At 36.9% G+C, this 12,550-nt stretch carries 14 protein-coding genes and 1 pseudogene; 13 read left to right on the forward strand and 2 right to left on the reverse strand.

What is annotated here, in order from left to right:
- Nucleotides 1-179: 179 nt before the first annotated feature.
- The gene (locus tag ABC374_RS28065) at nucleotides 180-425 is read right to left on the reverse strand and encodes a hypothetical protein (protein ID WP_331262960.1); all 246 of its coding nucleotides are present in this window, start codon (nucleotides 423-425) and stop codon (nucleotides 180-182) included.
- 458 nt (nucleotides 426-883) lie between these two features.
- Nucleotides 884-1,555, reverse strand: coding sequence for a MarR family transcriptional regulator (locus tag ABC374_RS28070; protein ID WP_063596884.1), 672 nt, complete (start codon nucleotides 1,553-1,555; stop codon nucleotides 884-886).
- An 803-nt stretch (nucleotides 1,556-2,358) separates the two neighbouring features.
- Here ABC374_RS28070 and ABC374_RS28075 point away from each other — a divergent pair.
- The 13 genes and pseudogenes from ABC374_RS28075 to ABC374_RS28135 all read left to right on the forward strand — a co-directional run bounded on the left by ABC374_RS28075 (nucleotide 2,359) and on the right by ABC374_RS28135 (nucleotide 12,481).
- Nucleotides 2,359-2,829, forward strand: coding sequence for a DUF3888 domain-containing protein (locus ABC374_RS28075; protein WP_063596883.1), 471 nt, complete (start codon nucleotides 2,359-2,361; stop codon nucleotides 2,827-2,829).
- Nucleotides 2,813-2,917: pseudogene (locus tag ABC374_RS28080) on the forward strand (HU family DNA-binding protein); the annotation flags it as partial. The gene ABC374_RS28075 and the pseudogene ABC374_RS28080, both read left to right, overlap by 17 nt.
- 1,054 nt (nucleotides 2,918-3,971) lie before the next feature.
- The gene (locus tag ABC374_RS28085) at nucleotides 3,972-4,412 is read left to right on the forward strand and encodes a cell wall hydrolase (RefSeq protein ID WP_413020624.1); all 441 of its coding nucleotides are present in this window, start codon (nucleotides 3,972-3,974) and stop codon (nucleotides 4,410-4,412) included.
- 319 nt (nucleotides 4,413-4,731) lie between these two features.
- Nucleotides 4,732-6,162 carry an IS4 family transposase gene (locus ABC374_RS28090; RefSeq protein WP_413020626.1) on the forward strand — a complete coding sequence of 477 codons (1,431 nt, stop codon included), beginning with the start codon at nucleotides 4,732-4,734 and terminating at the stop codon, nucleotides 6,160-6,162.
- Nucleotides 6,163-7,244: 1,082 nt separating this feature from the next.
- Nucleotides 7,245-7,451: a DUF1657 domain-containing protein gene (locus tag ABC374_RS28095; RefSeq protein WP_207441003.1), complete on the forward strand. Its 207-nt coding sequence runs from the start codon at nucleotides 7,245-7,247 to the stop codon at nucleotides 7,449-7,451.
- An 81-nt stretch (nucleotides 7,452-7,532) separates the two neighbouring features.
- On the forward strand, nucleotides 7,533-7,997 hold the full coding sequence (locus ABC374_RS28100) for a YhcN/YlaJ family sporulation lipoprotein (protein ID WP_207441002.1): 465 nt from the start codon (nucleotides 7,533-7,535) through the stop codon (nucleotides 7,995-7,997).
- 21 nt (nucleotides 7,998-8,018) lie between these two features.
- Nucleotides 8,019-8,498, forward strand: a complete 480-nt coding sequence (spoVAC, locus tag ABC374_RS28105; protein WP_207441001.1) for a stage V sporulation protein AC — start codon at nucleotides 8,019-8,021, stop codon at nucleotides 8,496-8,498.
- Complete coding sequence (gene spoVAD / locus ABC374_RS28110) at nucleotides 8,498-9,511, forward strand: stage V sporulation protein AD (RefSeq protein ID WP_207441000.1); 1,014 nt, start codon at nucleotides 8,498-8,500, stop codon at nucleotides 9,509-9,511. The genes spoVAC and spoVAD overlap by 1 nt, the downstream gene beginning before the upstream one ends.
- A 2-nt stretch (nucleotides 9,512-9,513) precedes the next feature.
- Nucleotides 9,514-9,864 carry a stage V sporulation protein AE gene (gene spoVAE, locus ABC374_RS28115; protein ID WP_207440999.1) on the forward strand — a complete coding sequence of 117 codons (351 nt, stop codon included), beginning with the start codon at nucleotides 9,514-9,516 and terminating at the stop codon, nucleotides 9,862-9,864.
- A 13-nt stretch (nucleotides 9,865-9,877) separates the two neighbouring features.
- Nucleotides 9,878-10,084: a DUF1657 domain-containing protein gene (locus ABC374_RS28120; protein ID WP_207440998.1), complete on the forward strand. Its 207-nt coding sequence runs from the start codon at nucleotides 9,878-9,880 to the stop codon at nucleotides 10,082-10,084.
- Nucleotides 10,085-10,105: 21 nt separating this feature from the next.
- Nucleotides 10,106-10,966 (forward strand): DUF421 domain-containing protein, encoded by an 861-nt coding sequence (locus tag ABC374_RS28125; protein ID WP_207440997.1) that lies wholly within the window; start codon nucleotides 10,106-10,108, stop codon nucleotides 10,964-10,966.
- A 148-nt stretch (nucleotides 10,967-11,114) separates the two neighbouring features.
- Nucleotides 11,115-11,345, forward strand: a complete 231-nt coding sequence (locus ABC374_RS28130) for a hypothetical protein (protein WP_207440996.1) — start codon at nucleotides 11,115-11,117, stop codon at nucleotides 11,343-11,345.
- A gap of 461 nt (nucleotides 11,346-11,806) precedes the next feature.
- The gene (locus ABC374_RS28135; protein WP_413020629.1) at nucleotides 11,807-12,481 is read left to right on the forward strand and encodes a DUF421 domain-containing protein; all 675 of its coding nucleotides are present in this window, start codon (nucleotides 11,807-11,809) and stop codon (nucleotides 12,479-12,481) included.
- Nucleotides 12,482-12,550: the final 69 nt, after the last annotated feature.

Here is a 12,550-nt window from a genome sequence, read left to right on the forward strand (position 1 = left end):
CGCCAACAGGAGGCAATTGCTCGGTATAGGTATTACCATTAATAAGATATTAATTCAGGCTTATATCAGTTGTAGCAATCCACGTTCCATACTCACCTGCTTGTAGAGAGGGAGGTTTCATAAGAAGACGTCCACGTAAAATAAAATGTCGAATTCTAATCTGGGTTCATCAAATATGGTTAAGTTGCTAGAGAAGGTGGCATAAGGTGAATCATCAAATGTGATTTGTTTGGTGCTTTCATTCCAAAATCCATTAATCGGAATAGTATACCACGAAAATTAACCGTACCAATTACCTTGTTATCTGTAATAGAGTTAATGATAAGTGTGCCCCAAATAATCGGTCTGCCAGCTATAGCAGCGTGGATACCCCATACTGATGGGAATGGAAAACTAACCAAAGTAGTTACCTGAGCAGTTTCCAATGCTAAACTCTCCTTCATTAAAAGTTTATCTTCTGAGGAAAAAAGGATTAGATATGTTATTTACTCCCTTGTTTAAAGGAACAATCCAGTATATGCACCACGAGCAGAATAATCCAATAAACAATGATATTTATGTCACAGTTCGAAGATACTCTACACAAAAAAGTAACTATTACAGGAAAAATAGTTACTCAGGGAAAGATGTGATTTTATTGGAGGTTTGTATGAACCATATTTAAGTATATGTAGAAAAATATAAATTCATGTGCCTAATAAGGAGGGTGATGTGCAGACACAAACCTACAAAAAAAGAAACTATCCAGGCCAAAGATAGTTACTGCTCCGAAAGGATATTAATACTTGAACCCTATATTAAAGTATATGTTAGCAAAGGACAGGAGGTTCCAAATGTGATGGCAGGCAAACGACTATCGCGGGTTGTCATACTCCTTTTTAGTCTATGGCATAGAAAAAGAGCGTGTAAGGGCTTCTTCCTCACTTTCCGAAAAGTCGAGAGAAGAAGCCTTTTTTTCTGCTTTGATTGCTTCTATTTCCTCTTTAGCCGAAGCCACTTCTTTTTTAGTGATTTCCACTTCTTCTTTAGCCGTAAGTAAAAGTTGATTTTCTTTTTGATCCAGCTGCTTTATTACGGAAGCGGATACTTCAGCGACTATTTTATCTAATCGCTCATTAAACCTTTTATCTCGTTCTTCTTCATATTTAGATTTTTCGTCTAGCCGTTCCAATAAAACGCGGATCAGTTCGGATTGCTTTTCCATGGTTTTGTCTTGCTGGTCCAATCTATCCGCTGTAGCTTGTTCAAGGCGCGTTATATCAGAGGGTATAAGCGTATCGGTGGGAAATACAGACTTACTTTCATATATTGCTACAATAGACTTTGCAGCCGTTTCAAGGGCTATGCCTGGGCGGTTCCGCTGCTTTATAAGTTCTTTGAACATCATAATGTTTGAATCTGTATAATTACGGTTTCCTTTTTCGTCTTTCAGGAAGTTATAGCCGTTTTGTTCCAGGAGCCGCGCATATTTGGTTACTGTTTGTCTTTCTATACCCAGGTAATCAGCTACTTCCCCAGGAGTATAAAGCCTTTCTATTTGTTCCGTATCGTCCATAACGGTAAAAGCCCCCCTTTCATCTATAAATTACAACTAGGATTATAACATTCTATCCAATATGAATCTTTTCCTTTTTCTTATTGTGTATAGAAACATCCAAAACTTAAAATTGTTAGCCTTACTATAGGTTTCCTAATCAATAAAGAAAAAGTGAGGATGATCCTATCGGCTTTTTTTATTATAAAAAAATGAGCAAATTCATGTATAAAATTTAAAAAAAGGACAACAATGAGAGTATATTAAAATCCTAATAACAGAAGTGCGCCTTTACCACTGTTTGAGAATAATACTTTAAAAGTTGTCGACGCAATATGATACAAATGCAAAAAGGAATAATATTATTTTAGTTATCACTTTGATATTAGCGATTTTTGTACCTTATAATTAATTTATAGAAAAAAGGCCTATGCACTTATCTAGTACATAGACCTTTATCACAAAATGGTGGTGATTAAATGGACAAAGATACAGTAATTGCGGTCTGCGCTCTTTTAACTGTTATTATCTCTATCATCAACTTAGCAGTTTAATAATTTTCTGGCTTGAAGTGTTGAGGGACACTTTAAGCCTTTTTATTTATATTAATATTATGCGGTTTTTTCGTCACCTTTGCAATTTTAGTACTTGTTCTTGACTTATTTTGTGGTTCTGGTGGTTTTTCCCCCTTGCTACTAGTTGTACCGTCAGGATAGTATCACAAGTACAGTGTATTCGTACTGTGACCTAAATATTTATTTCTCAGTATTAAACTTTCTCCAACTACGGATAATAGCAAATAATTAAATACTGGAGGAATTTAAATGAGAAAATTAATTTGTGTTTTTGTAGCTTTACTTGCTTTTGGCACTAATATCTTGCCTGTTCAAGCTGAAAAAAATCATCAACATAGTTCTAAAGGACAGGAACAAATCTTTGATAATTTTTTCGTTCAACTTTACCAGGAAGAAATTTTAACAGCAGTAAAGGATTATTATAATACTGACTCAATAAACATTGGATATGATTGGTGGGATAAGAATTACGATGTTGTTGAATTGTTACAAAGTGAACCAGGACGAGAATACAGTTCTAGCTATATATTGAAATTTACTGTCTTAACTCACTCTGCATTTGTTCCAAAAGAGAAAGCAAAGCCTTTAGGAATTGATACAATAACGCTTGGTGTGGAACCAATTTTAAATAACAAAGAATTCAACCCGAATGGTCAACCTGTTGTTAAGTTTTTAAATTTCCAACACAATAATCCTCCAATTAGCAAGAACTGGCCGTAACCCACAAACTGGTGAAGAAATAAACATTGCTACTTCTAAAGTTCCAGCTTTTAAACCAGGTAAGGAATTAAAAGAAGTCGTTAAATAAAATAAATATAAAAATTTATAATAGTGTAAAAAAATAATCTGGAGATGAGATGGTCTCCAGATTATTTTTTATTTATATAATTGTGCTTTTGAAATTTTAGTTCAACAAGTTTTTTCATACCACCAACATTCCGTTATTCTGTAGTACACCTAATATTATTACTCAAATGTTTGTACGTTCCATTTAAGGCTACCGCCGCCATACCGAACGAGCCGAAGACCGTAAGTTAAGAGATTAAAAGAATAAAAGGTCATAAGGATAGCAGCCGTGCGGCTGCTTTTTTTTATTTTTTCCCTTTGCCTTCCGAATCGTAAAACAGCGCAGGCCGGCTAACCTTCCAGCCGGTAGGACACCCGAACCTTTCCAGCAGGAAGCTAAGGCGGCCAGTCAATCGATCAAGGGGCAAAAAACTTTTTGAAAACCAAGATAAGAAAACCAAAATATTTTTGCTAGTTATCTCTGTTATTTCAGTAATTTTTTTAATTATTTATAAAACCCTATTTTTTGTGATTCTTAGCGTTTTGCTGTGGGGATTGTTTTTCTTGTTGAAAAAAGCAAATGAAGCACTTAAACGGCAGTCTGAAGAACAATTGAAAAAACTTGAAAAATTAAAGGATCAAAAATAACAATGAAAAAGGGGTACCCCCGTTAAATGCGGATGAAGTATGCAATACAAATATTTCTTCCTCTTTTTTAAGAGTTTCGTGAAAAACTGGCCCAGAATGCCAAGCTTCAAAGAGAATCGGAATCTCGAGGAATTAGGAGGAAACGTAAGAACGTAAATCCGGATTATGGGGCTGTTTTCCCCTTATTTTCCGAACCCAACACGCGTAAATTTCGTCGAATCATACCAATGGTTATGGGTATTGTCTCAATAGAGCCTACTCTATTGAGATTGTGAAGGTTTCTACTTAAACTAACTGGCAGTTTAGTTGAATAAAGGTATAAAAAGAATGCCGTAGTTTTCATTTTACTTAAAAACTAAGCATTCTTATTTTATAAACAAGGACATGAATGTATGCTTTTTTTCATACTGTATTTTGGAGGTGGAAAAATGGCAAGAGTAGCTTACCGAAGTGCAGACATTGACTTAATGGCAAGGATGATGAGAGCAGAAGCTGAAGGCGAAGGAAAACAAGGAATGCTATATGTTGGAAATGTAATTGTTAACCGTGCTGTAGCAGATTGTCTTGACTTTAATGAATTGAGAACAATTAAACAAGTCATTTTTCAAGTACAAGGAGGAAATTTCTCTTTTGAAGCTGTTCAAAAAGGCAATGTATTTTATCAAAGAGCAAGAGAATCTGAAAGAAGATTAGCAAGACGGAATTTGGAATATTGGAGAGATCACCCAGCGAAATATGCTCTTTGGTACTTTAATCCATATGGTCCGTGTCCTCCAACATGGTACGACCAACCTTTTTCTGGTCAATTTAAAGAACATTGTTTTTATGAACCAGCGCCTGGAACATGTGAAAGTGTTTATAGCAGATGACAAGTTTGCTATTTGAGGCAAGATTCGAATATTTATAAAAACTAAAATAAAACTTTTAGTAATAGTATTTACCCAAGAAAGATTGTAAAATATTACACTTAAACTATCGGGTGCTTTACTTGAACAAGAATCCATAAAAAAAGTCGATTCCTTGAGACTGGAAATCGGCTTTTTTTATGGATTGAAACTTCCTTATCGTTGTAAATCCGCATTTTCCTGATGCTACCCCATGCCCATCAAGCTAACGAAACGAATTTCCCCCAAAATAAAAAAACGTTATTCTTTCAATAAAGTACTCCAAAAGGATGACGTTTTTTTTATGAATCTCTCGCTTTCTGAAGAATTACATCTATTCTCACAAGAATTACAACGCTTTCTATCTCCGATAGTCCTACAAGAAGTCGCCAAACAAGTTGGTTTTGTGCAGCGATCTAGTAAGTATCAAGCAGATGAACTCATCGCCCTTTGCGTTTGGCTCAGTCAAGAAGTCGCTAGTACATCGCTTACGCAACTATGTAGTCGGTTAGAGGCTTCGACGGGCGTACTAATGAGCCAAGAGGGACTCAATCAACGTTTTAATCCAGCAGCTGTCGCATTCCTCCGAGAAGTCTTTACTTCGCTCCTAACACAGAAACTCTGTGCGACACAATCGCTATCTTCACACATGATTTCTGCTTTCGAACGTATTCGGATTTTAGATGCAACTGTGTTTCAGCTACCTGATTCCTTCGCCACTGATTATCAAGGCTCTGGAGGGAGTAGTAATACTGCGGGGGTGAAAATCCAATTGGAATACGATTTACTGAGTGGCCAATTTTTAAACGTGCAGCTAGGGCCAGGGAAAAATAATGACAAAACCTATGGCACGACTTGTCTTGAAAGCGTTGAAGCAGGTGATTTATGCCTGCGTGACTTAGGTTATTTTGACCTACGAGATTTACAAACGATTCATGAGTTGAGAGCCTATTATATATCTCGATTGAAATTAAATACACGTATTTATGTGAAAAATCCTGAACCAGAGTATTTCAAAAACGGTACACTGAAGAAGCAGACCGAATATATTCAGCTCGATATGGCACAGATCATGAAAGAACTGGAATCGGGTGAGACACTTGAAATTTCGGAAGCTTACATTGGCCAGATTCAGAAATTACCGACACGTGTAATCGTCCACCGATTAACGAATGTTCAAACCGAAACACGTCTGAAAAACCAAGCCGTACGTGAGAAAAAGAAAGGCATTGTTATGAAGGACAAGAGTAAGCAGCTAATGGGTATCAACGTATATATCACGAACACACTACCAAAAGAAGTGCCGATGGATTACGTGCACGCTCTGTATTCATTACGTTGGCAGATTGAAATTTTATTTAAAACGTGGAAGTCGTTTTTTGAAATTGATAAGTGTAAGAACGTCAAGAGAGAACGCCTAGAGTGCCATTTATATGGGCAATTAATCGGCATTCTTCTTTGTTCCTCTACCATGTTTCAAATGCGACAGCTCCTGCTGGAAAAGAAAAAACAAGAGCTGAGCGAATACAAAGCGATTTACATGATTAAGGATTACTTTCCGTTACTGTTTCGGGCAATGATAGGTGGCCCAAATGAACTTGTAACGATTCTGCATCGCCTCTATCAACTGCTTAAGAAAAATGGACGTAAATGTCATCGGTATAAGAAGATGACCGTTTTTGATATTCTTGGTGTCGTGTATGAATCAACGATGAAGCAGAAACAAGCTGCCTAGTGAAAAAGAAAAAAATGCCTTTTTTTAGAGGCGTATTTAACATGCCCATTTTTCCAGCAACCGTTATTAACGGAGGCAAAATCGTTGCATAGCTAGGAAATCATATTGTTAGCTTGATGGGCATGGTGTAGCACCGACAATGTTAAAATGTTTGTGAAACTCCAATAACCTCTAAAGTCTAAACCCATAATAAAGTTTGGTATGTTCGTCTAAGACCTCAGGATAACATCTTGGACAGTATTTGCGGTTAAAGTGAAGCGAATCGTTTGGTAACGATGAAAGTTGACCTTTCCAAAAGTATCTTTCACAAAAAGCACATATTCCAATATTCTTCAAAAGAACCACTCCCTTTATAATTTTTATCTTCATAAATAAATTCAATCCATACTATGCTCCGCTATTGTCCTATGACTAGGCATTTATCCTGTTTAAGGAATAGATTCTGCTTAGTTAAGTTAAAGCAGCATGTAACTAAGCAGCACACAGTGCAGACAAAACGCGAAAAACGTACATTATTCACGAAATGTCGGGTACCTCTCTAAAGGATTATTGGGTTGTTACGAATTCCAAACAATGACCTTATGTGATGAGTTTGTTAAGTTTACTATTCTAAAAGATTTGTCTTGAAAATGGGGTCACCGACAAAGGAGTGGTGCTCTATTTTACTAAGGCTTCTTCAATACTAGGAAAGGATAAACCGGGAAAAATTGGTGAAAATACCTTGGGATTCATTCGTCATTAATTTCATTTTAATGTCGACAATAAAAAAAGATTTTTCAAAAGAAGAGGGATGTGTCATGAATTGGAGATAAAAAATGTCGTACAAAAAAGGGTTAAAATAGAATCTTATAATCAACGTCAAATAGAAGAATTAATGGGGATATGGAAACGAGGCTACTATAGAAAAAATGGTACAACTCGCCAAAAGTAAGTAAATAACCGTGTAACTAGTGTGGTTTGGTTGTGTGGTTCTTATCTTTTAGTGGCACGCGGGGGGGAATGAATAAAATTAGAAAGTATAAAAATCCTCTAATTGACCATTCTGAATACGTGCGATTAAAAAACATAAGGAGGTGTTATTCATGACAGTAATCAATGATGTTAAGACAACTCTTGCAGGATTGAAAAGTGCTCAGGCTAGCTTTGAGACATTTTCTCTGGGTACAGACAATGAACAAGCCAAGCAACTTTATCAAGATGCTGCTAAACAAACACAAACGATTGTTGACAGTCTTACAACAAGAATGGATCAAATTCAACAAGAAGAACCCCAATACAAACAACAATAAGTAATGTAAGAAGAAAGGTTGGTTGAGTGTCAACCAACCTTTTTTACACCTTCAATTAAAGATAAACACAGAGGTGATTTCATGAAATTCAAAATAAACACTTGTCTTTTAGTAGGAATGGTTATCATTTTAGCTTCGGGATGTACCGAAAATCAAAATCAGGTGGGTGATGACAGTGAGGGTTTGAGCATTTCACAAGTACATACAATCAACCCTATCAGCCAATCTGTTGCCAACCGAGCGAAAGTAAAGGTGATGACGGAGGAAGAGACTTGGGATGTGAAGGCAGTGAATACAGATAAGGAGCTGTTAGTAGCGATAAAAGTTGATCAATTTGATCGGTTTCGATTAAAGAAAATTGAAAAGAAAGTAAAATCTGACTTAGAAAAAAGCTTTCCAGATCATAAAGTCCTCGTTTCTACCGATCAAAAAATGTATTTGGAACTGGAACAATTAGAACAAAAACTCCAAAAGGATAACACGAATATGAAGAAATTAGAAAAGGATTTCAATAAAATCAAAACCCTTATGAAGGAACAAACGTAAAGAGAAAGAGCGTGTGTACCCATGTCCAATAGTAAAAAGAAAAAATTAACACCTGTTCAACAGGAGTATCAAGGTATTCAAAAACAAAATGAAATAAAAAGACCAGTCGTTAAAAATTGCATAAAAGCGTTTTTGACGGGTGGACTTATTTGTCTTATTGGTCAGGTCATCCAAACGTTTTATATTACTTATTTTGATTTTACCGACAAAACGGCCGGGAATCCAACAGTGGGAACGTTAGTTTTTATTGCTATGCTTCTTACAGGTTTCGGAGTGTATGATCGAATTGCACAATTTGGAGGAGCCGGGTCAGCTGTACCGGTTACTGGATTCGGAAACGCAGTCATTTCAGCTGCCATTGAACATCGAACCGAAGGGTTTGTGTTAGGTGTAGGGGGAAATATGTTTAAATTAGCCGGTCCCGTGATTGTTTTTGGCGTGTTTTCCGCGTTTGTGATTGCTTTGATTAAAACGATTTTGATACAGTGGGGTGGTTTGTGATGTTAGCAGGTCATCGTACATGGATCTTCGAACAAAAGCCGGTGATTATTTCTACCGGTACAGTTGGAGGACCATTTGAGGCAGATGGAGCGATCGCAGAAGATTTTGATCTTCTACATTCCGATTTATGGCTCGAACAGGATTCCTATGAAAAAGCACATAAAGTCTTTTTTGAAGAAGCTTGTCAAAAAGCAATGGAGAAAGGGGGGATTCAAAAGGAACAGGTTCAGTTTCTCCTCGCAGGAGACCTGATCAACCAGATTACCCCGACAAGTTTCGCGAGCCGAACAATTGGAGCCCCTTATTTTGGATTGTTTGGTGCCTGTTCTACCTCCATGGAAGGATTGGCTCTAGGGGCCTATATTGTCAATACAAACGGTGCCAAATATTTATTAACAGGGGCTTCCAGTCATGATACAGCCGTTGAAAAACAGTTTCGTTATCCAACGGAATACGGTGGACAAAAACCACCTACTGCACAATGGACGGTGACAGGTGCTGGTGCGGCTTTGCTAAGTAATTCCGGGGAAGGACCGCGTGTTACTTCTGCAACAATCGGTCGTGTCATTGATATGGGAATGACCGATCCATTTAATATGGGAGGGGCGATGGCTCCGGCTGCAGTTGATACCATTGAAGCTCATTTAAAGGAACGAAACATTCATCCATCTTATTACGATTTAATCGTCACCGGGGATCTTGGTAAGATTGGACACGCAGCTTCACTTGATTTATTTAAAAAACATGGAACCCCTATCAAGGAAGAGCAATACCAGGATTGTGGGCTGATGATTTACCGGGAGGGACAACCGGTACTAGCAGGAGCTAGTGGTGCGGGGTGTTCAGCAACGGTGGTTTATGGTCATCTATTAAACCGAATGAAAAAAGGTGAATTTAAACGAATGCTAGTGGTGGCAACAGGAGCCTTATTATCCCCCCTATCCTTTCAGCAAAACGAAACGATTCCTTGTATTGCCCATGCGGTATCGATTGAATACGGGGGTGAACAATAGCTATGATTTTTTTCTGGGCTTTTGTCGTAGGTGGTTCGATTTGTGTCATTGGGCAAATTATGTTTGATGTTTTTAAGCTTACACCGGCACATACATTAACTACTCTTGTAGTCGCTGGTGCTATTTTAGATGGCTTCGGGTTATACGAACCACTTATTGATTTTGCTGGGGCAGGAGCTACCGTTCCGATTACAAGCTTTGGGAATTCACTTGTACATGGGGCCATGCAGGAAGCCGAAAAACACGGGTTGGTCGGTGTCCTTACCGGGATGTTCGAGGTGACAAGTTCCGGCATTTCAGCTGCCATCATTTTCGGTGTGTTGGGAGCTTTGATTTTTAAACCAAAGGGATAAGGAGGGTGTTAAGATGACCATTGCATCGGAAGTAAAACAATGTCTTGCCAGTCTCAAAGGCATAGAAGCCAGTTTTTCCAGTTTAGCAGTACGAACTCAAGATGATGAATCGAAACGTACCCTGCATGAAACCATGATGGTAGTAAACGAGATCGTGAGAGATTTGAAAAAAAGGGTTGGAGAATTGGAGAGAGAGGAATTCCAGTATAAAGGATTTTAAGATAAGAGGAGGTAGTAGATCATGCCTGATTGGTTGGATGTAATTGTTCGTTCCATTTTGTTTCTAATTGTCCTGTTTTTTGTGACAAAATTGCTTGGTAAAAAGCAACTATCACAACTTTCTTTTTTTGAGTATGTCATTGGAATTACAATAGGGAGTATTGGGGCGGAAGTGGTTACGGGTCTTGAACGACAAATCCATTTAGGAATAGTGGGGATTTTAACTTTTGCGGCCATTCCATTTATTGCTGGTTATATTTCGTTGAAAAGTAAATCTTTCCGTACCTTTATTGAAGGAAAAGGGACTGTTTTTATTAAAGATGGAAAAATTATGGAAGATAATTTAAAAAAGGAAAGATACACAACGGACGAGTTGTTGGATTTGCTTCGAAAGAAAGATGTCTATCAGGTTTCTGACGTGGAATTCGCGGTACTAGAGGCAACTGGAGATTTATCCGTACTGTTGAAGAAGGAGAACCAACCTTTAACGGCAAAGGATTTGAACATCGCTGTTTCTTCCGTTAAGGAACCACAGACCGTCATTATGGACGGTGAAATATTGGATGAGCCACTTTCCACTATTGGGAGAAATCGAGGTTGGTTACAAACAGAACTGGAAAAACTAGGGGTTACGATTGAAAATGTTTTTCTTGGGCAGGTAAATTCTTATGGGGAATTAACAGTTGACCTTTTTGATGATCAGCTGCAAGTTCCATCTCCTCAAGAAAGGCCTTTAATTCTGGCAACCATGAAAAAATGTCAAGCGGATTTGGAGTTGTTTGCTCTTGGAACTGAATCAAAAGAAGCGAAGCAGATGTATAGTAAAAATAGTGAAAAATTACAAGAAGCCATTGATAAAGTGGCCCCTATTTTAAAAGGATAATGGTTGTTTCATTTACATGGTGATGCACGATCAAAAAGGATCAGTTTTCACGATACCTTAGTCGAATTTTCAAAAATATACTACATTTTTGAGCTCTTTTGGACACCATAAGTTTTGGACAACATAAATACTAAGAAGGTGGTAATGGATGAATAAGCGAATAGGCAAAGGGGTTTATTTAGTATCTTCAGCAGCCTCGTTTTTATGTGCAATGTTGATAGGTTTACATAGTATGTTTTATCCGAATGTAGGCCGTCCGGATTCGGAAGACTGGAAGTGGATGCTTTTTTATTTTGCTAATGGCTTACTTTCACAGTATATTGCCTTGAATTTCTTTAACGATCAAGGCGATCAAAAGAAAAGAGAGGAAAGTAATTAAGTTGTTATATCGTTTTCAAAAAGAAAAAAAGCCTCTCAATAAATGAACTGTACCTCATTGGAAGAACATTTTCTTTCACATAAATATCAAGGAGATGCTCACAAAAATAAACAACGTACGTTGGTTAACTTCCTTATTCAATTTTATCCGCGATAACAGATGGATGTTTGGAAATAGACGTAAAAATAGGGGTAGGATGCTTTCGTTATTAGGTTTAGGAGTCGGAGCTGTTGCGGTTTATGGAATGACAAGAGGACGCAGGAATAAAATAAAACAAACAACCGTACAACCCATCCTAAATAGGTTTAATAATAGATAAATAAAAATTAATATTTTATCTAATCGGTAAAATTAGATCTTGAATTTTTGATTCATTACCCCTGTATTCAAATAGATGGCAAAAAGTTTAAAACCCTTAGTCCGATTTCGGACTAAGGTAAACTTTCTTAGAGGTGTTAGCAGTGTTTATTTTTTTAGTTAAATCAATTTTTATATATATTGTGTTTGTTTTAGCAGTGAAAATTTTAGGGAAATCGGCCCTAGCACAACTTACCCCTCACGATTTTGGAGCCATTCTTTTTTTATCTTATTTAGCTTTTGGGTCTATTAAAATAGAAGGAGTAATGGAGGGGGTTATTGGAATCATTGTTATAACATGCGTCCATCTATTTATATCAAAATTAAGTTTATTAAATTGGTTAAACCCTTTTATTATTGGGAAACCGACTATTCTAATTAAACATAGCAAAATTATATATAAAAATTTAAGGAAAAGTAGATATCCTTTAGCTGAACTATTATCGAATCTAAGAACATCAGGATACCCAGATATTCAGAATATTGAATATGCGATTTTGGAAGCAACTGGTGAAATTAGCATTTTACCTAAGGAAGAGTTAGTTCCTATTACTCCAAAGCATTTACATATGAAAGTGAAATACCATGGATTACCTATTGCCGTTGTGATTGAAGGGAAAGTTCAAAAGTATAATTTAAAATTAATCAACAAGAACGAAGAGTGGTTAAAGCAGGAACTAAAGGCAAAAGGAAATCATCAAATCAAAGATATATTTTACGCTTCTGTTAGAGATACCGACAATTCATTAACAGTTAATACAATTGATGTTAACGACTAATCCAAGTAGTTTGTTTGCTTCCTTCCCGCCTCTATGTTTTATAATCTCACGAAAAGACTAAGATCGAAT

The organism is Peribacillus phoenicis, from assembly GCF_047238085.1.
In the GTDB taxonomy this organism is placed as follows: Bacteria; Bacillota; Bacilli; order Bacillales; family DSM-1321; genus Peribacillus.

Coding starts and splice junctions, on each gene's coding strand:
- spoVAC (WP_207441001.1), top strand. CDS start 8,019: ATGTCCAATAGTAAAAAGAAAAAATTAACACCTGTTCAACAGGAGTAT.
- ABC374_RS28095 (WP_207441003.1), top strand. CDS start 7,245: ATGACAGTAATCAATGATGTTAAGACAACTCTTGCAGGATTGAAAAGT.
- ABC374_RS28070 (WP_063596884.1), bottom strand. CDS start 1,555: ATGGACGATACGGAACAAATAGAAAGGCTTTATACTCCTGGGGAAGTA.
- ABC374_RS28125 (WP_207440997.1), top strand. CDS start 10,106: ATGCCTGATTGGTTGGATGTAATTGTTCGTTCCATTTTGTTTCTAATT.
- ABC374_RS28085 (WP_413020624.1), top strand. CDS start 3,972: ATGGCAAGAGTAGCTTACCGAAGTGCAGACATTGACTTAATGGCAAGG.
- spoVAD (WP_207441000.1), top strand. CDS start 8,498: ATGTTAGCAGGTCATCGTACATGGATCTTCGAACAAAAGCCGGTGATT.
- ABC374_RS28075 (WP_063596883.1), top strand. CDS start 2,359: ATGAGAAAATTAATTTGTGTTTTTGTAGCTTTACTTGCTTTTGGCACT.
- ABC374_RS28130 (WP_207440996.1), top strand. CDS start 11,115: ATGAATAAGCGAATAGGCAAAGGGGTTTATTTAGTATCTTCAGCAGCC.
- ABC374_RS28090 (WP_413020626.1), top strand. CDS start 4,732: ATGAATCTCTCGCTTTCTGAAGAATTACATCTATTCTCACAAGAATTA.
- ABC374_RS28100 (WP_207441002.1), top strand. CDS start 7,533: ATGAAATTCAAAATAAACACTTGTCTTTTAGTAGGAATGGTTATCATT.
- spoVAE (WP_207440999.1), top strand. CDS start 9,514: ATGATTTTTTTCTGGGCTTTTGTCGTAGGTGGTTCGATTTGTGTCATT.
- ABC374_RS28120 (WP_207440998.1), top strand. CDS start 9,878: ATGACCATTGCATCGGAAGTAAAACAATGTCTTGCCAGTCTCAAAGGC.